At 67.0% G+C, this 26,165-nt stretch carries 24 protein-coding genes and 1 pseudogene; 10 read left to right on the plus strand and 15 right to left on the minus strand.

What is annotated here, in order from left to right; genetic code table 11:
* Nucleotides 1–37 precede the first annotated feature (37 nt).
* Nucleotides 38–1,021: an acrylyl-CoA reductase (NADPH) gene (acuI, locus tag C666_RS09295; RefSeq protein WP_004337418.1), complete on the minus strand. Its 984-nt coding sequence runs from the start codon at nt 1,019–1,021 to the stop codon at nt 38–40.
* 47 nt (nt 1,022–1,068) lie between these two features.
* Complete coding sequence (gene acuR / locus C666_RS09300; RefSeq protein WP_028792329.1) at nt 1,069–1,707, minus strand: acrylate utilization transcriptional regulator AcuR; 639 nt, start codon at nt 1,705–1,707, stop codon at nt 1,069–1,071.
* Between the two features lie 84 nt (nt 1,708–1,791).
* Here acuR and C666_RS20445 point away from each other — a divergent pair, with 84 nt between their 5' ends.
* Complete coding sequence (locus C666_RS20445) at nt 1,792–2,163, plus strand: hypothetical protein (protein WP_157280489.1); 372 nt, start codon at nt 1,792–1,794, stop codon at nt 2,161–2,163.
* Between the two features lie 112 nt (nt 2,164–2,275).
* Here C666_RS20445 and lldD read toward each other — a convergent pair whose 3' ends face one another.
* From lldD to C666_RS09340, 7 genes and pseudogenes are all read right to left on the minus strand, one after another.
* Nucleotides 2,276–3,415, minus strand: a complete 1,140-nt coding sequence (gene lldD, locus C666_RS09310) for an FMN-dependent L-lactate dehydrogenase LldD (RefSeq protein WP_004337425.1) — start codon at nt 3,413–3,415, stop codon at nt 2,276–2,278.
* Nucleotides 3,416–3,455: 40 nt separating this feature from the next.
* Nucleotides 3,456–4,241, minus strand: coding sequence for a transcriptional regulator LldR (lldR, locus tag C666_RS09315; protein ID WP_004337426.1), 786 nt, complete (start codon nt 4,239–4,241; stop codon nt 3,456–3,458).
* 19 nt (nt 4,242–4,260) lie between these two features.
* A complete protein-coding gene (lldP, locus tag C666_RS09320; RefSeq protein ID WP_004337427.1) occupies nt 4,261–5,943 on the minus strand; it encodes an L-lactate permease in 1,683 nt (560 codons plus the stop codon).
* A gap of 403 nt (nt 5,944–6,346) precedes the next feature.
* A complete protein-coding gene (locus C666_RS09325) occupies nt 6,347–7,480 on the minus strand; it encodes an acyl-CoA dehydrogenase (RefSeq protein WP_004337428.1) in 1,134 nt (377 codons plus the stop codon).
* A gap of 14 nt (nt 7,481–7,494) precedes the next feature.
* The gene (locus C666_RS09330) at nt 7,495–8,706 is read right to left on the minus strand and encodes an acetyl-CoA C-acetyltransferase (protein ID WP_004337429.1); all 1,212 of its coding nucleotides are present in this window, start codon (nt 8,704–8,706) and stop codon (nt 7,495–7,497) included.
* A 38-nt stretch (nt 8,707–8,744) separates the two neighbouring features.
* Nucleotides 8,745–9,905 (minus strand): annotated as a pseudogene (can, locus tag C666_RS09335) (carbonate dehydratase); the annotation flags it as partial.
* Nucleotides 9,906–10,156: 251 nt separating this feature from the next.
* Nucleotides 10,157–10,600 (minus strand): MerR family transcriptional regulator, encoded by a 444-nt coding sequence (locus C666_RS09340; protein WP_004337431.1) that lies wholly within the window; start codon nt 10,598–10,600, stop codon nt 10,157–10,159.
* A gap of 166 nt (nt 10,601–10,766) precedes the next feature.
* Between C666_RS09340 and C666_RS09345 the strand changes: the two genes are divergently transcribed.
* The 3 genes from C666_RS09345 to C666_RS09355 all read left to right on the plus strand — a co-directional run bounded on the left by C666_RS09345 (nt 10,767) and on the right by C666_RS09355 (nt 14,196).
* Nucleotides 10,767–11,789 (plus strand): MBL fold metallo-hydrolase, encoded by a 1,023-nt coding sequence (locus tag C666_RS09345; protein ID WP_004337433.1) that lies wholly within the window; start codon nt 10,767–10,769, stop codon nt 11,787–11,789.
* A gap of 50 nt (nt 11,790–11,839) precedes the next feature.
* Nucleotides 11,840–13,666: a class I poly(R)-hydroxyalkanoic acid synthase gene (gene phaC, locus C666_RS09350; protein WP_004337435.1), complete on the plus strand. Its 1,827-nt coding sequence runs from the start codon at nt 11,840–11,842 to the stop codon at nt 13,664–13,666.
* A gap of 80 nt (nt 13,667–13,746) precedes the next feature.
* On the plus strand, nt 13,747–14,196 hold the full coding sequence (locus tag C666_RS09355) for a putative toxin-antitoxin system toxin component, PIN family (protein WP_004337437.1): 450 nt from the start codon (nt 13,747–13,749) through the stop codon (nt 14,194–14,196).
* A gap of 5 nt (nt 14,197–14,201) precedes the next feature.
* Here C666_RS09355 and C666_RS09360 read toward each other — a convergent pair whose 3' ends face one another.
* Entirely contained in the window at nt 14,202–15,047 is an 846-nt protein-coding gene (locus C666_RS09360; RefSeq protein ID WP_004337438.1) for a helical backbone metal receptor, read from the minus strand.
* Nucleotides 15,048–15,257: 210 nt separating this feature from the next.
* On the opposite strand from C666_RS09360, the gene C666_RS09365 reads away from it, so the two are divergent.
* Nucleotides 15,258–16,226, plus strand: a complete 969-nt coding sequence (locus tag C666_RS09365; RefSeq protein WP_004337440.1) for a TAXI family TRAP transporter solute-binding subunit — start codon at nt 15,258–15,260, stop codon at nt 16,224–16,226.
* Nucleotides 16,227–16,413: 187 nt separating this feature from the next.
* On the opposite strand, the gene C666_RS09370 is transcribed toward C666_RS09365, so the two are convergent.
* The 4 genes from C666_RS09370 to argS all read right to left on the minus strand — a co-directional run bounded on the left by C666_RS09370 (nt 16,414) and on the right by argS (nt 19,967).
* Complete coding sequence (locus C666_RS09370) at nt 16,414–16,848, minus strand: hypothetical protein (RefSeq protein WP_004337442.1); 435 nt, start codon at nt 16,846–16,848, stop codon at nt 16,414–16,416.
* Nucleotides 16,845–17,480, minus strand: a complete 636-nt coding sequence (locus tag C666_RS09375; protein WP_004337443.1) for a thiol:disulfide interchange protein DsbA/DsbL — start codon at nt 17,478–17,480, stop codon at nt 16,845–16,847. Before C666_RS09375 ends, C666_RS09370 begins: the two co-directional genes overlap by 4 nt.
* A gap of 75 nt (nt 17,481–17,555) precedes the next feature.
* Complete coding sequence (locus C666_RS09380) at nt 17,556–18,188, minus strand: SPOR domain-containing protein (protein WP_004337445.1); 633 nt, start codon at nt 18,186–18,188, stop codon at nt 17,556–17,558.
* Nucleotides 18,189–18,203: 15 nt separating this feature from the next.
* Entirely contained in the window at nt 18,204–19,967 is a 1,764-nt protein-coding gene (gene argS / locus C666_RS09385) for an arginine--tRNA ligase (protein ID WP_004337447.1), read from the minus strand.
* Nucleotides 19,968–20,123: 156 nt separating this feature from the next.
* On the opposite strand from argS, the gene C666_RS09390 reads away from it, so the two are divergent.
* A complete protein-coding gene (locus C666_RS09390) occupies nt 20,124–20,555 on the plus strand; it encodes a hypothetical protein (RefSeq protein WP_004337448.1) in 432 nt (143 codons plus the stop codon).
* 128 nt (nt 20,556–20,683) lie between these two features.
* Nucleotides 20,684–22,804: a TonB-dependent receptor domain-containing protein gene (locus C666_RS09395; RefSeq protein ID WP_004337450.1), complete on the plus strand. Its 2,121-nt coding sequence runs from the start codon at nt 20,684–20,686 to the stop codon at nt 22,802–22,804.
* Nucleotides 22,805–22,878: 74 nt separating this feature from the next.
* Here C666_RS09395 and C666_RS09400 read toward each other — a convergent pair whose 3' ends face one another.
* Nucleotides 22,879–23,370, minus strand: a complete 492-nt coding sequence (locus C666_RS09400; protein ID WP_004337451.1) for a hypothetical protein — start codon at nt 23,368–23,370, stop codon at nt 22,879–22,881.
* Nucleotides 23,371–23,607: 237 nt separating this feature from the next.
* Between C666_RS09400 and C666_RS09405 the strand changes: the two genes are divergently transcribed.
* The 3 genes from C666_RS09405 to ubiB all read left to right on the plus strand — a co-directional run bounded on the left by C666_RS09405 (nt 23,608) and on the right by ubiB (nt 25,918).
* Nucleotides 23,608–23,838 carry an AAA family ATPase gene (locus C666_RS09405; RefSeq protein ID WP_004337454.1) on the plus strand — a complete coding sequence of 77 codons (231 nt, stop codon included), beginning with the start codon at nt 23,608–23,610 and terminating at the stop codon, nt 23,836–23,838.
* 80 nt (nt 23,839–23,918) lie between these two features.
* Nucleotides 23,919–24,305, plus strand: coding sequence for a hypothetical protein (locus C666_RS09410; RefSeq protein WP_004337456.1), 387 nt, complete (start codon nt 23,919–23,921; stop codon nt 24,303–24,305).
* An 83-nt stretch (nt 24,306–24,388) separates the two neighbouring features.
* On the plus strand, nt 24,389–25,918 hold the full coding sequence (gene ubiB, locus C666_RS09415) for a ubiquinone biosynthesis regulatory protein kinase UbiB (protein ID WP_004337458.1): 1,530 nt from the start codon (nt 24,389–24,391) through the stop codon (nt 25,916–25,918).
* Nucleotides 25,919–26,165 lie beyond the last annotated feature (247 nt).

Consider the following 26,165-nt stretch of genomic DNA (forward strand, 5'->3'; position numbering starts at 1 on the left):
CGAATGGATGGGTCAGGCTCTGGATGCTGCAGTTCTCTTATCGATTGACGTCCACGACGACACGGCCGCGCACCTCGCCCTTCAGAATGCTTTCGGCAAGGGGAATCGCCTCGGCAAGGCCGACCTCGCGGCTGATCTGGCCGAGCTTGGCGATGTCGAGGTCGCTGCCCAGGCGCTGCCACGCCAGCAGGCGGTCGGCGCGCGGGCACATCACGCTGTCGACACCCGCCAAGGTGACGCCGCGCAGGATGAAGGGCGCGACACTCGCCGGCAGGTCCATGCCCGCCGCCAGGCCGCAGGCGGTCACCACGCCGCGGTATTTCGTCGTCGCGCAGACGTTGGCCAGCACATGGCTGCCGGCGACATCGACCGCACCCGCCCAGCGCTCTCTGCCCAGCGGTTTGCCGGGGGCAGAGAAATCGGCGCGGTCCACCACGTCCTTCGCACCAAGCGCCTTCAGGTAATCGGCATCCTTGGTGCGGCCGGTCATTGCAACCACCGCATAGCCCAGTTTTGCCAGCACCGCGACGGCGACGCTGCCCACGCCGCCCGCCGCGCCGGTGACGAGAATTTCGCCATCCGCCGGCTTCACGCCATGCCGTTCCAGCGCCAGCACGCACAGCATCGCGGTATAGCCCGCGGTGCCGATCGCCATCGCCTGCTGCGGCGAGAACGCCGCGGGCAGCGGCACCAGCCAGTCGCCGTTCAGCCGCGCCTTCTGCGCCAGGCCGCCCCAGTGCGTTTCGCCGACGCCCCAGCCGTTGAGCAGCACCGCATCTCCGGCCTTGTATTCCGGATGCGAGCTGTCCTCGACCACGCCGGCCAGGTCGATGCCCGGCACCATCGGGAACTTCCGCACCACCGGCCCCTTGCCGGTGATCGCCAGGCCATCCTTGTAGTTGATCGTCGAATGGCTGACGCGGACCGTGACGTTACCCTCGGGCAACTGCGCCTCGTCGATGTCCTTCACGCTGGCGCGGTAGCCTGCTTCGTCCTTCTCGATCAATATGCCCTTGAACATGCCTTCCTCCTTCATTTAGACCGATCGTCTACGAAAAAACAAAAAAATCAGCCCGTCGGCAGGCTGGCAAAGAAAAAATCAGCAAACACTTCGAGCGGCTCCGCGCTGCGCTCGAGCTTGGCACGCAGCACCGCGCCCTCCCAGCCGATCCAGAAAAACGCTGCAAACCGCTCGGCGTCCGCCTCGGGGGCCAGTTCCCCCGCCTTCCGGGCCTCGCCCAGGCAGGCCGCGAAACGGACCTGCCAGTCTTCGAAGGTCTCCTTGAGCCGGGCGCGAAAGCTCTCGGGCAGCGCGCCCATTTCCTGCCCCAGGTTTCCGATCAGGCAGCCGCGGCGGAATTCGTGGCGGGCCATGCCCTCCGTCGCATCGGCCACGAAGGCGCGCAAACGGTTCAAGGGCGAGAGAGACGGGTTGCCGAGATGGCGATCCAGCTTGCGCGCGAAAAACACCCCGTAGCGCTCGATCAGGTCGAGGCCGAAGACTTCCTTGCTGCCGAAATAGTGGTAGAAGGAACCTTTCGGCACCCCGACCCGGCCCAGGATTTCCTCAATGCCGGTCGCGGAGAAACCCTTCTCGGTGAGCACTTCCAGACCGGCGCGCAGCAGCAGTTCGCGTGTCTCCATGAGGTTTTCACGCTGTCTGGGCGGCCTGCCGCGGCGACGGGGAACTTGCTGTTCGGCTTCCATGCAGCGACATTAAACTGATCGTCTCTTAAAATCAACCCCCAAACCATCTCAACCCACTCCAGACTCCAGCACGCCGGAAGCAACATGAAAACCCACGAACTGCTGGCCGGAGGACCCTCAGTTCCCAGACGGCCGCCACACCACCAGCCAACCGAGCACGGAACCCGCCACGCTGCCGATCAGGCCGGCGCCGAGCGGCATGGGCTCATCCGTGAAATAGCCAAGCGCGGCGCCGATGCCGAAACCGACGAGGGCAAACCCGGCCACCCGGCGGCGGCGAGCCTCGGCCTGCGCCTCGTCGAGGCGCTTGCGGCGGGCTTCCTCGTGGGCACGAAAGCCCGGTTCGAGAACGGCTCGGACCATCGCCTCTGCCTGTGTCTTGTTCATTGGCATACCTGGACGGAAAAAAACAGCAAGTGTGTGATCAAGGGCTGCTGCTGCCTCATGAAAAAGTGAAATGACATAAATCCTCCGACATGAACCAACAAGCAAAACGGCCGGCCCCGCTCGCATCGAGCAGGACCGGCCGTTCGCCGTAGCAGCAAGCGCGCGCCGGGACGGCGCCCCTTCAGGCTTCGTGCACCAGCAGGTCGGAGGTGATGTCCGCCACCCGGCTGACGCTGGTCAGCGTCATGGCCACGCGCATTTCCTTTTCCAGCAGTTCGAGCAGGTGAGCCACGCCGGCCTCGCCGGCGGCGGCCAGGGCGTAGATGTAGGCACGGCCGATCATCACCGCGTCGGCGCCGAGGGCGATCATGCGCACCACGTCCAGGCCGTTGCGTACGCCGGAGTCGGCGAGGATCTTGATCTGGCCCTTGACCGCATCTGCGATCGCCGGCAAGGCGCGCGCGGACGACAGCACGCCGTCGAGCTGGCGGCCGCCGTGGTTGGAGACGATGATGCCGTCGGCGCCGAAGCGGACCGCGTCCCTGGCATCTTCGGGGTCGAGGATGCCCTTGATGACCATCGGGCCTTTCCAGAATTCGCGGATCCACTCCAGGTCCTTCCACGAGATGGAGGGGTCGAAGTTGGCGCCCAGATAGCCCATGTAGTCTGCCAGCCCGGTGGGCTTGCCCAGATAGGCCGAGATGTTGCCCAGATCGTGCGGCTTGCCCATCAGGCCCACGTCCCAGGCCCAGCGGGGGTGCGTCACCGCTTGCAGGTAGCGACGCATGGCGGCGTTGGGGCCGCTCATGCCGGAATGCGCGTCGCGGTAGCGCGCGCCGGGCACCGGCATGTCGACGGTGAATACCAGCGTCGAGCAGCCGGCGGCCTGCGCGCGTTCGAGCGCGTTCTGCATGAAGCCGCGGTCCTTGAGCACGTAGAGCTGGAACCACATCGGGCGTTTGATCCGGGGAACGACTTCCTCGATGGGGCAGACCGAGACGCTGGACATGCAGAAGGGCACGCCCTTGGCGTCGGCGGCGCGCGCGGCCTGCACTTCGCCGCGGCGGGCATACATGCCGGTAAGGCCGACCGGCGACAGGGCGACGGGAATGGACAGCTTTTCGCCGAACAGCTCGATGCTGGTGTCGAGCTTGCTCATGTCCTTGAGCACGCGCTGGCGCAGGGCCACTTCGGCGAGGTCGTCGACGTTGCGGCGCAGCGTCTTTTCGGCGTAGGCGCCGCCGTCGATGTAGTGGAACAGGAAGGGCGGCAGGCGCTTTTGCGCGGCGGCCCGATAGTCGCTGGCGGAAGAAATGATCATTGTGCTTGTCTCCAGATGTCGAGACCGGGGTTGCGGGACATCAGCCCGGTTCGTCGGGAATCAGGGTGGGTACGCGCGCTTCCTCGGGCAGGCGGCCATAGCGGGCGCGCCGGGCGTCGTCGTCGTCGAAGCGGCGCACGGTGTCGCGCACGTAGTCGAGGTGGTTGCCGATCTGCGCGCGCGCCTGCGGTGCGTCGCCGTCGAGGATGGCCTGCATCAATGCCCGGTGCTGGTTCGTCAGCTCGTGGATGGTTTCCGGCGAGCTCAGCGTGAACATGGTGCGGCGGCTTTGCATGACGGTGGAGAACACCAGCTCGAACAAGCTGTGCATCACGCGCAGCAGGACCACGTTGTGCGAGGCTTCGGCGATGGCGAGATGGAACTGCGCATCGGCGCGCGCGGACAGTTCGGCGTGGCCGCTCTTCTGGTGGCGCACCATGACGTCGTAGCAGCGCTGGATGCGGTCCTTGTCGGTCTGCGTGGCGCGCAGCGCGGCATGCCAGGCGGTGCTGCTTTCCAGCGCGTGGCGCGCTTCCAGCACGTCGTAGCGGTACTCGGGGTCGGCGGTGAGCAGGTTGGCCAGGGGCTCGAAGGTGCCCGCGAGCAGGAAGCCCCGGTTGCGCTCCTGGACGAAAGTGCCCGCGCCGCGCCGGCTGCTGAGCACGCCCTGGCTGACCAGCTTCTGGATGGCTTCCCGCAGTGAAGGCCGGGAAACCCCCAGTTGCTGGGCGAGCTGCCGTTCGGCCGGCAGGCGCTCGCCCGGCCGCCACTGGCCTTGCCGGACGAGGGCATGGAGCTGCTCGGCAACGTGGTCAGCCAGGCGCATCGCGTGGTTCCGTACTTGCTCAGTGTGCCGCGTGAACGACGGGGATCATCCACGGGAAGACATAGGCCTGCAGCGTCGTCATGGCGCCGATGATAACAGCGAAGACCAGGCTATGTTTCACGGTGAAACGGAACAGATCCGACTCCTTGCCGGCCAGGCCCACGGCCGCGCACGCGATGGCGATGGACTGCGGCGAGATCATCTTGCCGGTGACGCCGCCGGTGGTGTTGGCCGCGACCGTCAGCACTTCAGGCAGGCCGAGCTGCTGCGCGGTGGTCGCCTGCAGCGCGCCGAACAGGGCGTTGGCCGAGGTGTCCGAGCCCGTCAGGAACACGCCGATCCAGCCCAGGAAGGGCGAGAAGAACGTGAACGCGTCGCCGGTGTGTGCCAGCGCCAGCGCCAGCGTCGCGGACAGGCCAGAGTAGTTGGCGATGAAGGCGAACGCCAGCACCATGCCGATGGAGTAGATCGGCAGCGCCAGGCTCTTGAGCGTTTCGCCGAAGGTGGCGACGGCCCTGGCCGGCTTCAGGCGCAGGAAGGCGACGGTAAGCACCGCGCCGATCATGATTGCGGTACCGGTCGCGGAGAACCAGTTGAACGCATAGACCGCGCCGTAGGGCGTTGCCGAAGCCACCACCGGCGGAGCCTTTTCCACCAGGTTGTGGAGCAGCGGCACCGGAATGCTGAGCACCCAGTCGGCCAGCGCGCCATTGGCGGCGAACAGCGCCTTGAAAGGCTTCAGGCTCCAGATCGTCACCATCGCGGTGAGGATGATGAACGGCGACCAGGCCTTGAGCACGACGCCGGCGGTCAGCGTCACCGGCGCGCTGTCCGGGCTGCCAGCCGTGGTGGTGGCGCCCTCGGTTTCGAAGCGGAAGATGCGCTTGGGCTGCCAGACCTTGAGGAAGGCCGTCAGCGCGACCAGCGAGACGATGGCCGAGGTGATGTCCGGCAGTTCGGGGCCGATGTAGTTGGCGGTGAGGAACTGCACGATGGCGAACGAGCCGCCGCCGACCAGCACGGCCGGCCAGGTTTCCTTGATGCCGCGCCAGCCGTCCATGATGGCCATCAGCCAGAACAGCACGATGATGGTCATGAATGGCAGCTGGCGGCCGGCCATCTGGCCGATCGCGAACGGATCGATGCCCGAGACCTGCCCGGCGACGATGATCGGGATGCCCATCGCGCCGAAGGCCACCGGCGCGGTGTTGGCGATCAGGCACAGACCGGCGGCATACAGCGGCTTGAAGCCCAGACCGACCAACAGCGCGGCGGTGATCGCCACCGGGGCGCCGAAGCCGGCCGCGCCTTCCAGGAAGGCGCCGAAGCAGAAGCCCACCAGGATCAGTTGCAGGCGCTGGTCGGGCGTGACCGACAGGATCGACGAACGGATGATGTCGAACTGCCCGGTCTCGATCGAGATCTTGTACAGGAACACCGCGGCGACGATGATCCACGCAATCGGCCACAGGCCGTAGAAGAAGCCGTACACACCCGAAGCCAGGGCCGCCGAAACCGGCATCCGGTAGAACAGCAGGGCCACGGCCAGCGCCAGCACCACGGTGATGGTGCCCGCCACGTAGCCCTTCAGGCGCAGCTTGGTCAGTGCGAGAAAGAAGAAGATGATCGGTATCAGCGCTACCAGCGCCGAAATCCAGACGTTCCCAGCGGGATCGTAGTTTTGCTGCCAGATGGATTCCATGTCCTGCCTTCCTTGGTCGATGTACACGGCCTCTGAAGTTATCGCTCCTCAGGTGGCCACTCCGCGCGTCCGCAACCCGATACCGCGGCATCCGCCAGGACAAGCGCTCCGCCCAGACGGGCAGCCCAACGCCTTCATCCTCGCTTTACCGGACGGGCCCCTGCCTCGGCATATTGGTCTTACCAAAACAGGGCTGATCACGCTGCGCGATTATATGTTTTAGTTTTTTTACCAAGAGCATGGGTAAACCCGAAAAGCTCAGCTATAGGTGCCCATCAGCAATTATTATCGAATTGGTCATACCAAAGCAGGCCTTCCCCTTGCAGACAGCCGGTACGGAAAACGAAACGGCCGGCCCCGCTCATCCCGAGCGGGGCCGGCCGTCATTCCGGTCGGTGGTGGATCAGCCCGCCAGCGCGCGGCCGATGACCAGCTTCTGGATGTCGCTTGCGCCTTCGTAGATCTGGCACACCCGCACGTCGCGGTAGATGCGTTCGACCGGGAAGTCGGTGACGTAACCATAGCCGCCATGCACCTGGATGGCGTCGGAGCACACGCGCTCGGCCATCTCGGACGCGAACAGCTTGGCCATCGACGCCTCCTTGAGGCAGGGCCGGCCGGCGTCCTTCAGGCTGGCGGCGTGCCACACAAGCTGGCGCGCGGCCTCCAGTTGCGTCGCCATGTCGGCGAGGCGGAAATTGACCGCCTGGTGCTCGAAGATCGGCTTGCCGAAGCTCTCGCGCTCCTGCGCATACTTGATCGCCGCCTCCAGCGCGGCGCGCGCCATGCCGAGGCACTGCGCGGCGATGCCGATGCGGCCGGCTTCCAGATTGGACAGCGCGATCCGGTAGCCTTCGCCCTCCGCGCCGATCACCGAATCCGCCGGGATGCGGCAGTTCTCGAACAGGATCTGCGTGGTGTCCGAGGCCCGCTGGCCCATCTTTTCCTCGATGCGCCCCACCTGGTAGCCCGGCGCGCTGGCCGGCACCAGGAAGCAGGTGATGCCTTTCTTGCCCGCCGCCTTGTCGGTGACGGCGAAGACGATGGCGACGTCGGCGTGCTTGCCGGTGGTGATGAACTGCTTGACGCCGTTCAGCACCCATTCGTCGCCCTCGCGCACCGCAATGGTGCGGATGGCCGCGGCGTCGGAGCCGACGTGGGGTTCGGTGAGGCAGAAGCAGCCCAGCTTCTCGCCGCGGGCCAGCGGCCTGAGCCAGGTTTCCTTCTGCGCCTCGGTGCCGAAGCGGTTGAGGATGCCGCAGGGCAGCGAGTTCTGCACGCTGAGGATGGTCGAGGTGGCGCCGTCGCCGGCGGCGACTTCTTCCAGCGTCAGCACCAGGCTCATGTAGTCCATGCCGGCACCGCCCCATTCCTCGGGCACCACCATGCCGAGCGCGCCGAGTTCGGCCAGCTCGTTCAGCGCCTCGCGCGGAAAGGTGTGATTGCGGTCCCATTCGGCCGCGAACGGGGCCAGGCGCTCCTGCGCGAAGGCCCGCATCGAGTCGCGGATGAGTTCCTGTTCCTGGGTGAGAATCATGATCGATGCCCCTTTCAGCCGCCGCAGCCGACAGCCGCGTCGACCTCGATCGCCATCGCCGTCGCCTCGCCGCCGCCGATGCACAGGCTGGCCACGCCGCGCTTCAGGCCGCGCTTGCGCAGCGCGCCGATCAGCGATACCAGAATGCGCGCGCCGGAGGCACCGATCGGATGGCCCAGCGCGCAGGCGCCGCCATTGACGTTGACCTTGTCGTGCGGCAGCTTCATCTCGTGCATCGCCGCCATCGCCACCACCGCGAAGGCCTCGTTGATTTCCCACAGATCGACCTCGTCGGTGCGCCAGCCGGCCTTTTCCAGCACCTTCTGCATCGCCCCCACCGGCGCGGTGGTGAACCAAGCCGGCTCCTGCGCGTGGGTGGCATGGCCGACGATGGTCGCCACCGGCTTCAGGCCGAGCCTGTCGGCGGTGGACCTGCGCATCAGCACCAGCGCCGCGGCGCCGTCCGAGATCGAGCTGGAGTTGGCCGGCGTCACCGTGCCGTCCTTGCGGAAGGCCGGCTTCAGCGACGGGATCTTGTCGATCTGCGCCTTCAGCGGCTGCTCGTCCTTGTCGACGACGACATCGCCCTTGCGCCCGGACACCGTCACCGGCACCACTTCCCAACTGAAATCCCCATTGTTGATCGCGGCCTGGGCGCGGGTGGTCGAAGCGATGGCGAATTCATCCTGCGCCTGGCGGCTGAAGCCGAAGTGGCCGGCGCAGTCCTCGGCGAAAGTGCCCATCAGGCGGCCCTTGTTCTCCTTGGAATAGCTGTCTTCCAGGCCGTCGAGGAACATGTGGTCCAGCGTCTGGCCGTGGCCGAGGCGGTAGCCGGCGCGTGCCTTGGGCAGCAGGTAGGGTGCGTTGGACATCGACTCCATGCCGCCCGCGACCATCACCTCGTTGGTGCCGGCCAGGATCAGGTCGTGCGCCAGCATCGCGGCCTTCATGCCCGAGCCGCACACCTTGTTGATGGTGGTGCAGCCGGCCGACAGCGGCAGGCCGGCGCCGAGCGCGGCCTGGCGGGCCGGCGCCTGGCCGAGGCCGGCGGGCAGCACGCAGCCCATGATCACTTCCTGCACCTGCTCCGGTTTCAGGCCGGCGCGCTCGACCGCCGACCTGATGGCTGCGGCGCCGAGCTGCGGCGTGCCGAGGCTGGACAGATCGCCCTGGAAGCCGCCCAGCGGGGTGCGGGCGGCGGAAACGATGACGACGGGATCGGACATGCTGTTCTCCTGTTTTGATGCCTTGTTGCGAACCGCGCTCAGTGACCGAGCGCTTCGAGCGCCGCGACGTAGCGCGGCATAAGATCCTGCGGGCGGCCGACGTTGAGCCCCAAGTCGCGGATCAGGCCGTTCTTCAGGCCGTAGATCCAGCCATGCACGGTGACGCGCTGGCCGCGCCGCCAGGCGTCCTGCACGACCACGGTCTGCGCGACATTGACCACCTGCTCGAGCACGTTCAGCTCGCACAGGCGGTCGTGACGCAGTTCGGGCGGCAGCGTGTCGACCGCCTGCAGGTGGCGCACGTACACGTCCTGCACATGGCGCAGCCACAGGTCGACGAGGCCGACACGGGCGCGCTCGAGCGCCGCCTTGACACCGCCGCAGCCATAGTGGCCGACGACCATGACGTGTTTCACCTTCAGCACATCCACCGCGTACTGGATCACCGCGAGGCAGTTGAGATCGGTATGCACCACCACGTTGGCAACGTTGCGATGCACGAAGACTTCGCCCGGCAGCAGGCCGACGATCTGGTTGGCCGGCACGCGCGAATCGGAGCAGCCGATCCACAGGTACTCCGGGCTCTGCAGGTGGGAGAGCTTCTCGAAGAAATCCGGGTCGAGCTGCTGCATCTGGCGCGACCACGCCTGGTTGTAGTCGAACAGGTGGAAAAGGTTGTCGTTGCCGATCTGTGCCTCGGACCACTGTGACAGATCGAGCGTGAGGAAGATCGTGCCTTCGACCGGGCTCGGGTAGTAGGCCGGCGCTTCGGTGAACCCCAGTTCGCGGTAAAGCTTCACCGCGATGCGCATCGCCGGCAGGGTGTCGAGCAGGATGCGGCGGTAGCCCAGCGCCTGCGCCGCCTTGATCGCCGCCAGCGCGAGCTGGCGCCCCAAGCCGTGCCCGCGCGCGTCCGGGTCGACGTAGAGCCGCTTCATCTCGCACACGCCTTCGGAAAAGCGCCGCACGCCCACGCAGCCGGCCGGGCGGCCGTCCAACTCGGCGAAAAACAGGTGCCCGTCGGCTTCGCCATACGCACCGGGCAGATTCGCGACTTCGTCGGCAAAGCCCTGGTAGCTGAGATCCACACCCAGCCACGCCGCGTAATTGCGGAAGAACTGCCGCACCTGCTCGAGTTCGACCTTGTCGTCCGCCGTCAGTGCACGCAGATGAAGAGTCATTTCAGTTCCTCGGGAACGATCGTTCCGCCGCGCCGCAGCGGCAAGGCCGGGCGCCCGTCAGCACGGGTGCTCGCTCTTGCCGTGCACCGCCAGGCGCGGCCCGTCGGCGGAGTTCTGAGGCTGGAACTGCAGCATCTCCGGGCGCATGGCATCTGTCTCCGTGGCAGTGGTCTTGTTCGCGGCGTGTTCTTCGAGTCCGTATTTTCGTTGTTTTTACGTTTACGTCAACGTAAGCTTGGATATCGAAAAAACGGGGCACGCCCCGTCGCTCAGTCGACGTCGGCCTGATCGATGCGCCGCGCGAGTTCGGCGCGCGCGGCGGCGGCGCCCTCCGCGTTGTGGCCGAGCAAGGCGTGGCACTGCTGCTCCAGCATGTCGATCTCGAGCAGGACGGCTTCGATGTCCAGGCGCTGCTGCTCCATCGCCGCGCGCCGGGTGGCGAGCACATTGAGGAAACGCTCGAGTTGCGATGCGGAGTTGCGCACCCCGCCGTACATGTCGAGCAGTTCGCGGATCTCGGCGAGCGACAGGCCCAGGCGCTTGCCCCGCAGCGTGAGCTTGAGGCGGGTGCGGTCGGCCTTGGTATAGACGCGGGCCCGTCCCGAGCGTGCGGGCGTCAGCAGGCCTTGATCCTCGTAGAAGCGGATTGCCCGGGGCGTGATGTCGAATTCGCGCGCAAGCTCGGTGATGGTGTAGGTTTGTTCGTCGCCCATGGTCGTCCGGGTAGCCACTGACACCGCGCAGCGCACGGCAAAAACAGCAAGATGTTGTTTTGTAAATAGAAAATTATATAAACCTGCGAGAGTTAAGCAGATTTCAACGGTTTCGGCAACGCCAGGCCGCCGCAGCCACCGATCCCAGAGAGCAGGAGACGCCCCCATGCCCCAACTGCATTACCCTTTCCCCGAACTCCCCGCCGAGGCGGCGACGATCCAGGTCGCCGACGGCGTGCACTGGGTGCGCATGCCCCTGCCCTTCGCCCTCGACCACATCAACCTGTGGCTGCTGGACGACGGCGGCGAACGCGTGATCGTCGATGCCGGCTACGGTTCGGAGCAGACGCGGGCCGCATGGGCAAGCCTGCTCGACAACGACGCGCGCGCGGTCACGCGCGTCGTCGTCACCCATCACCACCCCGACCACCTCGGCCTGGCAAGCTGGCTGGCCGCGCGCGATGGCGCGAGCGTACACATGAGCCTAGGCGAATATCTCACCGGCAAGGCGATCTGGCATCAATCGCCGGGCTACGGCGCGCCGGACATGGTCGCGCAGTTCCGCGCCCACGGCCTCGACGAGGCGCGCGCCGCCGCGCTCGCCGCGCGCGGCAACGCCTACCGCCACGGCGTCCCCGAGATCCCCGCGCACTACGAGCGCCTGCGCCATGGCAGCACGCTGTCGATCGGCGGCCGCCAATGGCGCGTCATCGTCGGCTACGGGCACGCGCCCGAGCACGCCAGCCTGTACTGCGGCGAACTCGGAGTGCTCATTTCGGGCGACATGCTGCTGCCGCGCATCTCGACCAACGTCAGCGTCCATGCGGCAACGCCGCATGACGACGCCCTCGGCGACTTTCTCGACGCCATTCGGGAGCTTTGCAACTTGCCCGATGACACGCTCGTGCTACCATCGCACGGCAAGCCTTTCAAGGGTATTCGGTCAAGAGTGGAACAACTCGTCGCCCACCACCGCGAACGCTGTGCTGCACTGCAAGCCGAGTGCGGCACCGCCAGAACGGCAGCAGATTTGCTGACGACGCTGTTTCCGCGCGAGCTCGACACCCATCAGGTCATGTTCGCCATGGGGGAGGCCATCGCCCACCTCAACTACCTGGAGAAGCGGGGTGCGCTTCGCCGGGAAGTCGGCGCCGATGGCCTGGCCCGTTTCGTCAATATCAATCAATAAAGAAACCTGCCGGAGAGACATTCCGGTCGCAAACCAGGAGTTCAAACAACATGGCTGCACCTTCGAACGAGACCCCTCACGCCGAACTGCCCGATCCCCAGGAGGTCGCCAAGACCTATGCCGAGGTCGCCCGCCGCGCCTCGCACCTGATCAGCGATCATGTGAACCGCCAGTTGAAGAAGGGCATCACCGCCCCCGCCGACGAACTGGGCATCGCCCAGGCCTTCATGGACATGATGGCCAAGCTGCTGTCGAACCCGTACAAGCTCGCCCAGGCGCAGATGAGCCTGGTGTGGGATTACTTCTCGCTGTGGCAGCACTCGATGATGCGCTTCGCCGGCCTCAACGCCTCGCCGGTCGCCGCACCCGAAAAGTCCGACAAGCGCTTCAAGGACGAGGAGTGGGAACAGCACTTCCTGTTCGATTTCATCAAGCAGTCCTACCTCATCGCCGCGCGCCACATCCACGACACCGTGTGTTGCGTGGATGGCCTGGACGAACAGACGCAGAAGAAGGTCAACTTCTACACCCGCCAGTACATCGACGCCCTGTCGCCGTCGAACTTCGCGATCACCAACCCCGAAGTCTTCCGCGAAACCGTCAAGAGCAGCGGCCAGAACCTGCTGAAGGGCCTGAACAACCTGCTGCGCGACGTCGAGGACGGCGGTGGCCAGTTGCGCGTCAAGATGACCGACACCTCGGCCTTCGAGCTGGGCAAGAACGTCGCCACGACGCCGGGCAAGGTCGTGTTCCAGACCGACATGATGCAACTGGTCCAGTACACGCCGAGCACCGACAAGGTGCTGAAGAAGCCGCTGCTGATCATTCCGCCCTGGATCAATAAGTTCTACATCCTCGACCTGCGCGAGAAGAACTCGTACATCAAGTGGTGTGTCGACCAGGGGCACACCGTGTTCGTCATCTCGTGGGTGAACCCCGATGAGCGCCACGCGGAAAAGACCTTCGACTCCTACCTGCTGGAAGGCGTGATCGCCGCGCTCGACGCCATCGAGCAGCAGACCGGCGAGAAATCCATCAACGCCGCCGGCTACTGCCTGGGCGGCACGCTGCTCGCCACCGCGCTCGCCTACCTGGCCGGCAAGCGGCAGGCCAGCCGGATCTCGGCCGCGACCTTCTTCACCACGATGACCGACTTCACCGAGCCGGGCGAACTCGGCGTCTTCATCGACGAAGGCCAGGTCTCCAGCCTCGAGAAGAAGATGTTCGAGCGCGGCTACCTCGAAGGCTCGGAAATGGCCGGCACCTTCAACATGCTGCGCGCCAACGACCTGATCTGGTCCTTCGTGGTCAACAACTACCTGCTGGGCAAGGACCCGTTCCCGTTCGACCTGCTGTACTGGAACTCGGACTCGACCCGCATGCCGGCCAAGATGCACAGCTTCTACCTGCGCAAGCTGTACATGGAAAACCAGCTCGTCGAGCCGGGCGGCATCAGCGTCGACGGCGTGGCGATCGACCTCGGCAAGATCAAGACGCCGTGCTACTTCATCTCGACGATCGAAGACCACATCGCACCGTGGAAGAGCACCTACATGGGCGCGCGCAGGTTCGGCGGCCCCGTGCGCTTCGTGCTGGGCGGATCGGGCCACATCGCAGGCATCGTCAACCCGCCGGCGGCCAACAAGTACGGCTACTGGATCAACCCGGCCGCCAAGCTGCCGGCCAGCGCCGACGACTGGCTGGCCGGCGCCCAGCAGAACCAGGGTTCGTGGTGGACCGACTGGCAGTCCTGGCTGACCGCCATCGACGGCGAGCAGACCGAGCCGCGCGACCCGGCCAAGGGCAAGCTGAAGGTGCTGGAAGACGGACCGGGTTCCTTCGTCAAGATCCGCATCGACGCCACGCAAGCGGCCTGATCGGGCCGGACCGGTCGAAGCGGGGAGGGGCGACCCTCCCCGTTTTTTCGTCCACCGCCCCGCCGCGCCACCTCTCCGCCATGCCTGCCAGACTCGTCCTCGACACGAACACCATCCTCGCCCTGTGGATGTTCCGCGACCCTCGCCTGTCCTCGCTGCGTGAATGGATAGAAGGCGGCGCCTGCACGCTCGCATCGCGCGAGGATGCGCTGGACGAACTGCGGCACGTCCTCGCCTACCCGCAGTTCAAGCTCGACGAGGCCGGCCGGCAGGCGCTACTCGACGGCTACCGTGCGCGCCTGGACATCCTGCCCGGCGCAAGCGCGGATACGATGCGGCCGCTACCCGCCTGCCGCGATGCCGACGACCAGAAGTTTCTCGAGATCGCGCTCGACGCGGACGCCAGCCACCTGCTGACTCGCGACAAGCTCCTGCTCAGGGCCGGCCGCCACCGCCTGCTGCGCGGCCGCTACCAGGTGCTGACGCCGGAGCGCTTCATCGCCGACGGGCTGCCCGCCCGCAGCGCCTGACAGCCTCAAGCGGCTGCCAGCCCGGCCAGCTCGCGCCGCAAGCCGAGCAGATAGCGCAGCCCCGCGACAGCCCTGCTGCCATACCACGACACCATTTCGCCATCGATCAGGGCCGCCGGCCGGCCGCCGAGGGATTCGACTTCGGACAGGTGGCTGGCGTTGAAATGATAGGGTTCGGACGACAGGAACACCCGCTCCGCCCGTGCCGCGAGCGCCCAATCGAACGCGGGATAGCGCGGCCCCGTGCCTTCCGGCAGCGTGCGCCAGCCGACCGTATCGAGCATTGCCGAAATGTAGGTCTCGCGGGACACCGTCATCCACGGCTGGCGCCAGATCAGGTAGAGCACGGCCTCGCCGGCAAGCTGCGCGCGCAAGGCGGCGGCCTCGTCCAGAGCGGACTGCAAGGCGGCGCACAACGCCTCGGCCTCGCGTTCGCGCCCGAACACGCCGCCGAACAGCCGGTACAGCCCGAGGTTGTCCGCCGGAGCGCAAGGATGCGTGACGATCACGTTCGGCACGAAGGCGGCAAGCTCCTCGACCGTTTCCCGCCGGTTCTCATCGACGTTCACGATCAGGTGGCTCGGTTCGAGCGCCCTCAGCACATCGACCTTCACGTCCTTGGTTCCCCCGACCTTGGGCACCGTGCGCAGCGTCTCGCGGGGATGGATGCAGAACCCGGTACGACCCACGAGCTGCGCGCCCAGGCCCAGGTCGCAGATCAGTTCGGTCAGCGACGGCACCAGGGAAACGATGCGGGCATCGCCACCCGCCTGCGGATGCCTGCGCCCGCAGGCATCGACATGCGTATCAGGTGCGCCGCCCGTCCTGAAGGTTTCGATCGCCGGATTCATGGAGCGAATGATAGCAGGGGCCCCGTGGCCCGGCCTTCCGGCCGCGCGCCGCATGGCACACATCCGATCCGCGACGCTGCGGCAAAGCGGCGTTAGTATGGCGTGCCGATCCATTGCGGGCCGCTCGTGCCCTCAGACCCCACGCAGGGGCGGGATGAGACGGCATCCGGCGCGCGGCGCGTTCACGCGACGATCCATCGAGGAGGAAGGATGAAGAGACTCAGTGTTCTGGCGGCAGCGCTCGCCGTCTTCGGCGGCTTCGGTGCAGGCGCGGCGCATGCCCAGCAGAAATTCATCACCATCGGCACCGGCGGCGTGACCGGCGTCTACTACGCCGCCGGCGGCGCGATCTGCCGCCTGATGAACAAGGACCGCATCCGCCACGGCATCCGCTGCTCGGTGGAGAGCACCGGCGGATCGGTTGCCAATATCGACGCCCTCAAGGCCGGCGGACGCGAGTTCGGCATTTCCCAGTCCGACATCCAGTACAAGGCCCTGAAGGGCCAAGACCAGTTCAAGGGCAAGGGCGCGTTCGCCGATCTGCGCGCGGTGTTCTCGCTGCACAGCGAACCCCTGACCGTACTGGCGCGCAAGGAAGCCGGCATCGGCCGCATGGAAGACTTCAAGGGCAAACGCTTCAACATCGGCAATCCGGGGTCCGGCCAGCATGCCACGCTGGAAGTGCTGCTGCCCGCGATCGGCATGCGCTTCGCCGACTTCTCGCTCGCCGCCGAGTTCAGCCCGGACGAGCACGGCGCCGCCCTGTGCGGCGACAAGATAGACGGCCTCGCCTATGTCGTCGGCCACCCGGCCGCCAACATCCAAGACCCGACCGCCACCTGCGGCGCCAGACTGGTGCCGATCACCGGCCCCGGCGTGGACAAGATCCTCGCCCAGCACCCCTACTTCGCGTCCGCGACCATCCCTGGCGGCATGTATGCCGGCAACCCCGAGCCGACCCGGACCTTCGGCGTGGTGGCGAGCGTCGTAAGCTCGGCCAAGGTACCGGCGGACACGGTGTATGCGATGGTGAAGGCGGTGTTCGAGAACTTCGACGACTTCAGGAAACTGCACCCGGCCTTCGCCGGACTGGAGCCGGAAGACATGGTCAGGAACGGCATCTCCGCCCCGCTGCACGAGGGCGCGATGCGGTACTACAAGGAAAGGGGCTGGATGTAGCCCGCGCATCCACCGGCCCGAAAGGCCTGGCGGACGGACGGGCAGAAAGCCGCGGAGCCTAGACCCAATACCGTTCAGATAAGCGCGGCTTGTTTCCGCAGGAGCGGATCTGGCCGCGAACACGGCCTGATTGACGGCTAAAGCCGCTCCTGCCGTGACGGGGCGCGCTAACTGAACCGCATTGAGCCTAGATCAGGGACGGACCCGACACGATCGCCGCCGCGTCTTTCTCGGTGATGCGAACCGTCGCGGTCATCAGCACATGGGCGATGAGCCAGTCGCGCAGGCGCTCCGCGCCATCGTCTTCGAGGCTGACGAAGCGGCAGCCGGTCTGCGCCGCCCCGGCAAGGAAGTTCGCCACTTCGGCACGGCCCCGGATCTCGTCGGGCACGCCGTCGCGCTGCAGCACGAAGCCGAAGGCGCCGCCGCTTTCCCGCGGCTCGTCCGCCGGGTACGAGAAACCTTCGGCGGACAGGTCGTTGAGCGCGATGCGCTCCTCGCCCACCACGACCCAGAAGCAGGGCTCGCCCCGGCGCCGGGCGACGAAGCGCTGGCTGCCCCGGCGTTCGCCGGCGGCATCGTCGATGGCGGGGACCGCCTCGCCGGGCCGGTCCCCGCTCATTTTGCGCCGCGCTCCTTGCGTACCCGCCCGGCCAGCTCGTCCACCACCTTCAGCGTCCCCTCATGGCCGCCCGCCATCGTCGCCGAGGTCAGGAAGCGGCCATCCACCGCCATCGTCGGCACGCCCTGGACCTTCATCGCGCGCGCGAGCTGGTCGGCACGCTGCAGCTTCGAATTGACGCCGAACGACTTGTACGCATCCATGAACTTGGCGGGATCGGCCACCTTGCCCCCGATCCATTCACCCACCCCATCCTCGGTGTGCAGCGGACGCCTTTCGTCCTGCACCGCGACGAACACCTTGCCATGCAGCGCGTGCAGGTCGCCCGAGGCCTCGGCGGCATAGAACAGGCGCGCCAGCGCCGCGAGCTGCGGATTGTTCCAGATCGCCGGCACCTGGCGGAAGCTGACGTCGGCCGGCAGCTTCTTGCTCCAGGCCTCGACCAGCGGATCGAAGTCGCGGCAGTGCGGGCAGCCGTAGTGGAAGAACTCGAGGATCTCGATCTTGGACGGATCATCGGTCTGCTGCGCCGGGTTCAGGACCACGAACGGTTCCTTCGCCCAGGCGAGGTTGGCGAGCGGCAGGGCCGCGGACACGGCGGCAAGCTGCTTCAGGGCATCACGACGGTTCATTCAGGGCGACTCCAGTATCGATAACGGCTTTCAGACGCCGGCAACGCCGCAGCGTTCCCACCGTCCGCGAACTAATCAGGGGGTACTGCGGCTGACCGAAGCATTGAAGCCGGCCTCGGCCAGGCGGGCGCGCGTCGGATTCATGTCCTCGGGCCGGGCAAACGGACCGATGCGCACGCGATGCACGATCCGGCCGTCCGCCAGTTGCGCCCGCTGGGCACTGGCCTCGATGCCCGCCAGCGCCAGCCTCGCCTTCAAATTGTCGGCCTCGCCCGGATTCTCGAAGGCACCCACCTGCAGGTACAGGCGCTCGGCCGGCTTCACCGACACATCCTGCACCGGCGCAGGCGCCTGCTGGGCGGGCACCGCCACCGGCTTCTGCGGCACGGTGGGCCTCGCCTGCGGAGCGGCGGGAGCCGGCACGTTGTCGCCCTCGGGCAGGATCTTGTAGAACTCGAAATCCTGCTTCACCACGGGGCGGTCGCCGGGCTTGCCCGGCAGCGCGGCCGGCGCCTGCCGCTCGGTGGCCGGCATGCGTGGCGCCGCAGGCGCCGACTGGAAAGGATTGGCGCGGGTGAAATACCAGGCCGCGCCGGCGGCGATCAGGGCACCGAACACTAGGCCGATGAAGATGCCGATCAGGGTGCCGCCGCCGCTGCGCGACGGTGCGCGCGCGGGCTTGCGGGCAGGCTTGCGATCACGACTCACGAAGGTCTCCGTGGCTTACATGGATTCCGGCGCAGACACGCCGAGCAGCGCCAGCCCGCTGGCCAGCACCTGGCGTACCGCCCCGGCCAGCGCCAGGCGGGCGAGCTTGAGCGCCTCGTCCTCGACCAGCATGCGTTCGGCGTTGTACCAGCCGTGGAAATCGGCGGCGAGGTCCTTCAGGTAGAAGGCCACCTGATGCGGCGCGTGGTCGGCCGCGGCGTTCTGCACCAATTCGGGGAAGGCCGACAGGCGCGCGCACAGCGCCAGTTCGCGCTCGTGCTGCAGCAGGCCGAAGTCCGCCCCGGCCAGTTCGGAGGCTTCGCCGCCCCATTGGTTGAGCACCGAGCATACGCGGGCATGGGCGTACTGCACGTAATACACCGGGTTCTCGTTGCTCTGGCTCTTGGCCAGGTCGAGGTCGAAATCGAGGTGCTGGTCGGACTTGCGCAGCACGTAGAAAAAGCGGCAGGCGTCGTTGCCGACTTCGTGGCGCAGCTCGCGCAGCGTGACGAACTCGCCCGAGCGCGTCGACATCGAGGTCTTCTGGCCATTGCGGTACAGCACCGCGAACTGCACCAGGGCCACTTCGAGCTTTTCCGGCGGCAGGCCGAGCGCGGCGATGGCGCCCTTCACCCGCGGGATGTAGCCGTGATGGTCGGCGCCCCAGATGTCGATGATGCGGTCGAAGCCGCGCTCGTACTTGTTCAGGTGGTAGGCGATGTCGGAGGCGAAGTAGGTGTACAGCCCATTCTCGCGCTGCACGACGCGGTCCTTCTCGTCGCCGAACGCGGTCGATCGGAACCACTTGGCGCCGTCCTGCAGGTAGATGTGGCCCTGCTTTTCGAGCTGCGCCACCGCGCGCTCGACGAGGCCGGTGTCGAACAGACTCTGCTCGGAGAACCACTTGTCGAAGTGCACGCCGAACTCGCCCAGGTCGTCGCGGCCGTCGCCGAGCTGCTCGTTGAGCGCGAAGCCGTGCACCCAAGCGTAGTCGTCGCCCAGCAGGCGCTTGGCATTGGCGATCAGCGCATCGAGGTGCTCCTCGCGCTGCTGCTTGGCCTCGTCGTCATTGCGCTCGGCGGGCGGCAGGCCCGGCGTGCCGGCCAGCACCTGCTCGGCCGTGACGCGCGCGAAACGGTCCTGGTGGGCATCGCGCATGTCGTGCCCCATGCCGACGACGTAGTCGCCCTGATAGGCATTGGGCGGGAAGGCGATCTCGATGCCGAACGCGGCCAGGTAGCGCAGCCAGGTCGACAGGGCGAGGATGTCCATCTGGCGGCCGGCGTCGTTGACGTAGTACTCGCGCGTCACCTCGAAGCCGGCGAAGGCCAGCACATCCGACAGCGACGCGCCATAGGCCGCGCCGCGGCCGTGGCCGACGTGCAGCGGCCCGGTCGGGTTGGCGGAAACGAACTCCACCTGCACCTTCACGCCCTTAGCCGCGCCGCGCCCGAAATCCGCTCCCCTGGCCAGCACGTCGGCCACGACGGCGGTCTTGGCATCGGCGGCGAGGGTGAAATTGATGAAGCCCGCCCCGGCCACCTCGGATCCGGCGATCAGCTTCGACGCCGGCAACTCCGCCAGCAGCATCGCCGCCAGCTCGCGCGGGTTGCGCTTCAGCGGCTTGGCGAGCTGCAGGGCGAGGTTGGTGGCGAAGTCTCCATGGCTCGCCTGTTTCGGGCGCTCCAGCAGGATGGGGGTATCGACATGGTCCGGCGCCACGCTCTTCAGCGCGGCCTTCAGCAGATCGGTCAGCAGGACTTTGGGGTCGGCGCTCATGGCACTCGGCAAGGAATCTAAACGCTGGATTATAACGGATCGCCCCCAACACTCCGCGGCAGGCTTGTGAGCGCGGATTTCCGGCTTTCGAAGGAAAGCCCCGGGCGCTAGCGCAACAAAGTTGCAGATCAGCCATGATGCTCCTAGAATCCGCCCATGTTCGCAGCCGCTCGTGTCAGCCGCCTCCTGGTATTGCGCCGCCTGCCGCGCGCAGGCCGCATCGCGGCCCGGCTGGCGTGGGCCCTGGCATTGGCGCTCGCCTTGCTCGGCGTGCAAGCCCTGGCCCAGGCGCACCTGCTCGGCCATGCCACGGACGCGCTGCAAGACCGGGCCACGATGTCCGACAAGACAGGAGACGCGGGCCAGGACCCGCGCGGCAGCGACGACGACCACGCCAGCGCCTGCCTCGAATGCCTGGCGCTGATCGGCATCGACATGCCGCTGGGCGGCAGCGCCGCTGTCGCGGGCCATGCCGCCGCATCGCTTCGGCAGCCGGCAGCCGCCCTCCTCCCCTCTCCCGACGCGCTCCTGCCCCGGCCGCGCTGCCGCGCCCCACCCGGCTGCCCGCCGTTCGCACTCCTCGCCTGATTGCCGCATAGCGCGGCATTTCCACTGCCGGCACCGCCGGCCGGTGAGGCTTCATGCCATCCGTCGGACACCTGCTGCCCGACGCCGGCATGCGCCCCGGCCAAACAGAAAGAACAAGGGAATCCCCAATGTCTTCCAAGCTTCACCTCACGCCTCGCCCCGCTTTCCGCCTTGCCCTCCACCCCCTCGCGCTGGGCCTCTTCCTGGCTTTCGCCCATGGCGCCGCCACCGCGGACCAAGCTGCCGCCGACGGCGCCACGGCCCTCGCGCCGGTCACCGTGTCCGCCAGCGCGCTCGCGCTCGGCGCGAACGACATGAGCACGCCGGTGAGCGTCCTCGCAGGCGACGAACTCGTCCGCCGCCGCGCCGCCACGCTGGGCGACAGCCTGAACAGCGAACCCGGCATCGCCGCCAGCCAGTTCGGCGCCGGCGCCAGCCGCCCGATCATCCGCGGCATGGACGGCCCCCGCGTCAAGGTGCTGTCCGACGGCGCCGAGATCATGGACGCCTCCAGCATCAGCCCAGACCACGCCGTCGCCCTGGAGCCGATGCTGACCCGCCAGATCGAAGTGCTGCGCGGCCCCTCGGCCCTCGCCTACGGCGGCGGCGCCATCGGCGGCGTCGTCAATGTGCTCGACAACCGGGTCCCGACCGCGGTGCCGCAGAACGGCGTCGAGGGCAGCATCGAACTGCGTGCCGACAGTGCCGCGCGCGCAGGCGTCGGCGCCTTCGAGATCACCGCCGGCTCGGGCAACATCGCCATCCACGCCGAAGGGCTGAAGCGCGATGCGAACGACTATCGCGTCGGCGACGACTGGCATGACGGCCGCCGCGTCGACGGCAGCTACAACACCACCGACAGCGGCAGCCTGGGCCTGTCCTGGGTCGGCGAGCGCGGCTACCTCGGCGTGGCCTGGAGCCGGCAGAAAAACGAGTACGGTCTCCCCGGCCACAGCCACGAATTCGAGGATTGCCACCCGCACGGCGACCACCTGCACTGCGGCGGCCATGGGCACGACCACGGCCATGGCGACGACGATCACGATGACCACGATCACGACCATGAGCACGCGCACGGCGTCCCCTTCGTCAAGCTCGACAGCAAGCGCTGGGACTTGCGCGGCGAACTGTTCAACCCGCTGCCCGGCTTCACCCGCCTGCGCCTGCGCGCCGCGCACACCGACTACGTGCATGACGAAATCGAGAAGGAAGACGGCGAGCAGCACATTTCCACCCGCTTCCGCAGCAAGGCGCACGACGGCCGCATCGAGCTGGAGCACGCCCCGCTCGGCGGCTGGCGCGGCACCGTCGGCCTGCAGACCTCGCGCCGCGACTTCAGCGCCAACGGCGAGGAAGCCTACGTCCCGCCCACGCTGACGAAGAAGCACGGCCTCTTCCTCGTCGAGGAATACACCACCGGCGACTGGCGCTTCGAAGCCGGCCTGCGCCACGAATGGCAGGACATCGACGTCGACTCGGCACAGCGCGACCGCAGCCACCGCGGCAACTCGGTATCGCTCGGCGCGGTATGGAACTTCGCCCCGCAATACGCCCTGGGGCTGTCGCTGTCGCGCACCCAGCGCCTGCCGAGCGCGGAGGAGCTCTACGCCAACGGCATCCACCTCGCGACCAGTACCTGGGAGGTCGGCAACCCCGACCTGAAGGCGGAAACCTCGCGCAACATCGACCTGTCGCTGCGCAAGACCGAAGGCGCCACCACCTTCTCGGTCGGCGTCTTCCACAACCGCGTCAAGGACTACATCTACGCCAACACCCTGGATACGCACGAGAGCTTCCAGCTCATCGAGTACGCCCAGCGCGACGCCAGCTTCACCGGCATCGAAGGCCGGCTCCGCCAGCAGTTGAGCCCGGTGTTCGGCGCCACGGTGTTCGGCGACTACGTCCGCGCCCGCCTCGACAGCGGCGGCGACCGCGACCTGCCGCGGATCCCCGCCCATCGCATCGGCCTGCGCCTCGACGCCGACTGGAACAACTGGACGGGCGAAGTAGAGCTGTACCGCGTCGGCCGCCAGGACAAGGTCGCGGCCTTCGAAAGCGAGACCGCCGGCTACAACATCCTGAACCTGGGCGCGAGCTACCGTGGCAAGTACGAGGGCCTGCCGTGGCTGCTCTACGTCAAGGCCAACAACCTGACCGACAAGCTCGCCTACAACCACAGCTCCTTCATCAAGCACGTCGCACCGCTGGTGGGGCGCAACCTGACGGTGGGGGTCAGGCTGGAGTTCTGATCCAGCCGCGTGTCGCAGCATGGCCCGCCGCACGGCGGCGGGCCATGACCGCCCCCGCGTGCCTACGGGCACCGTCAGGAACCGGACCAGGCCCTGAAGTTCATCACCATGTGCACGGCCCAGACCAACGGAAGCCCCAGGCCCAGCAGCATGGTGCTCAACGGCTTCAATAGCCCGTGAAGCAGTCCGCCACCGACGGCATCCAGCAGCCCGACGGCGAAGAAAAGGCAGATGAAGCCGCCGACCGCGAAAGCCAGCGTGATGGTCACGGTACTGAGGATGAAGAGGATCGGCTCCTGACGCTCGGTCCGCCCTTCGCGAGTCACCGACAGCAGCCAGCGCCAGGTCAGGAAGTGCCCCAGCCGGATGACCGAATCCGGATCGCCGCCGGCTTCGTCGAGCACGCAGTCCATCTGCGGATCGGTCACCAGATCCCGCAGGCGGTATGGCCCCAGATCGATATAGGCCCGACGCCGCCATCCGCTCTCCCACATGCCGTCGGAAACGGCGTCCACCGGCCCGGGAAAGGCCACCTTGAAATAAGGCAGCCGCTGTTTCGTCGCCATCGTCGTTCGCTCCTTGCCGTTCCTACCCGCAGCAACGGCGCTGCCAGCGGCGTGAAGGGCAAGCTTAATGCATATGACGCAAAACTATACTTTAGGTCAACAAAAAAATGAATACCTGAAGAAACAATTTACAGCGCCGGCACGGGCCTTCCCTTCGGCCATCACGGGGGTCGCGGGCTTGTCGCTGCGCCGCGGCCCTCACAATGCAGGCATGTCAGAACCCCGCGAGCGCCGCCCATGAGCCGCAAGAAGCTGCCGATCGGCATCCAGAACTTCCGCGAAATCCGCGAGGAAGGCCATTACTACGTCGACAAGACCCCGTTCGCGCTGCGCCTGTTCGACGAAGGCAAGTACTACTTCCTGTCGCGCCCGCGTCGCTTCGGCAAGAGCCTGTTCATCGACACCCTGGCCGAACTGTTCGCCGGCCGCGAGGCGCTGTTCCGCGGCCTCCACTGCACGAGCCGGTGACATCGAATCCAAAAATTGACTTCAGGTCAACTTAAACACTTTTACCGATAGGGGGTTTACGCACTGCTAGCGTTACCTCCATGCAGCACTACCTCGAACGCGACGCTTTCAGCACCCGGCTGCGCGATGCCATTGCACGTGTGGCGCCAGGCGTGGCGCGCCCCACGCCGCTGGCACGTGAATTCAACCGCCGCTATGCGGGCTCTCCGGTGACGCTCCACGCCACGCGGAAGTGGCTGGAAGGCGAGGCGATTCCCGCACAGGACAAACTGCGGGTACTGGCCGACTGGCTCGGCGTGAGCGCCGAATGGCTGCGTTTCGGCGAAGGAAGCACGGCCGTCCGCGCCTGTGAACCGGGCGCGGAATTCGACTACCAATTGATGCGCGACATCGCGGCGCTCACCGACGCGCATCAGCGCGTGGTCAGGGATCTGGTCAAGTCCCTGCGCCAGGCGGAAACCCGCTAGCGCCGCCGCCGGCCGCCCCGCTCTTTCCCCGCCCGGCGCTTTCCGGCTAAAGTCCGGCCTTTGCCGCCGCCACACTCCCTACCGTGCGCCTCTTCCGCCTCACCAAGATCGTTTCCGTCAGCCTGCGCTTCGGCCTGGACCGCATGATCCTCGATGCCGACAGCAGCGGCCGGCTGGCGCGGGCTTGGCAGGCCGTCTTCTTCTGGCGCAGCTTTTCCGAACCCCGCGCGGTACGGCTGCGCCGCGCGCTGGAATCGCTCGGCCCGATCTTCGTCAAGTTCGGCCAGATGCTGTCCACCCGCCGCGACCTGCTGCCGCCGGATCTCGCCGACGAACTGGCGCTGCTGCAGGACCGCGTGCCACCCATTCCCACCGAGCAGGCGCTCGCCGTGCTGGAAGGCTTCTACGGCCGGCCGATCGACGAGGTGTTCCGCGACTTCGGGCGCACGCCGGTGGCCTCGGCCTCGGTCGCGCAGGTCCATTTCGCCTGCCTGCCGGACGGCACAAAGGTCGCGGTCAAGGTGTTGCGCCCGGGCATCGACCGCGTCATCGCGCACGACCTCGCCCTGCTCGACGCCGCGGCGGTGCTGCTCGAAAAGATCTGGCCCGAAGGCCGGCGCCTGAAACCGCGCGAAGTGGTGGCCGAGTTCAACAAGCACCTGCACGACGAACTCGACCTGATGCGCGAAGCCTCGAACTGCTCGCAATTGCGGCGCAACTTCAAGGATTCGTCGCTGCTGATCGTGCCGGAGGTGCACTGGGACTGGTGCGGTAGCCGGGTCATGGTCATGGAGCGCATGCACGGCGTGCCGATTTCGCAGACGCCCGCGCTGCTCGCCCAGGGCAACGACCTGAAGGCGCTGTCGCGCGCCGGTGTCGAGATTTTCTTCACCCAGGTGTTCCGCGACGGCTTCTTCCATGCCGACATGCATCCGGGCAACATCTTCGTGCATCGCGACGGGCGCTACATCGCACTCGACTTCGGCATCATGGGCACGCTCAACGAAGTGGACAAGAACTACCTCGCGCAGAACTTCCTGGCTTTCTTCAAACGCGACTACCGCCGCGTGGCCCTTGCCCACATCGAAGCCGGCTGGGTGCCGGCGAAGACCCGGGTGGATGAGTTCGAAGCGGCGATCCGCACCGTGTGCGAACCGATCTTCGACAAGCCGCTCAAGGACATCTCCTTCGGCAAGACCCTGCTGCGCCTGTTCCAGACCGCGCGCCGCTTCGAAATGGAAGTGCAGCCGCAGCTGGTGCTGCTGCAGAAGACCCTGCTCAACATCGAAGGCCTGGGCCGCCAGCTCGACCCGGACCTCGACCTGTGGAAGACCGCCAAGCCCTTCCTCGAACGCTGGATGGACGAGCGCATGGGCGTTCGCGCGCTGGTGCATGGCGTCAAGGAAGAAGCGCCGTCGTGGGCGGGGATGCTGCCGCAACTGCCGCGCCTGATCCACCAGAACCTGACCGAGGCCGGCAAACAGCAGGCCGCCCAGCAGCAGCGCCTCGACCAGCTCGCCGCCGGCCAGCGCCTACAAGGGCGCATGCTGGCCGTGATCGGCGCGCTGGCCGCCGCGCTGCTCGGCCTGGAGCTGTACCGCCTGTTCGGCTGAACGGCTGAACGAATCGCCGCCGCCCCCGTCCACATCGGCAAGGCGCCCAGCCGGAGAATCCAGCGGCTCCCGCACGAGGCGGGACGGGAGGTGTGCGATGACGAATGCAAGCTTGCGGCCGTCCGGGCCGCGTTCCCGAGTCAAGATCATCGGCGCCGCCTCCGCCCTCGGCGCGCCCCACCCTGGCAGTGCCGCCGCCCCGGCGGCGCTGCAGCGCCACGGGCTGGCCCGAACCCTGGCGGCGGCC

It is taken from the genome of Thauera linaloolentis 47Lol = DSM 12138 (assembly GCF_000310205.1).
GTDB lineage: Bacteria > Pseudomonadota > Gammaproteobacteria > Burkholderiales > Rhodocyclaceae > Thauera > Thauera linaloolentis.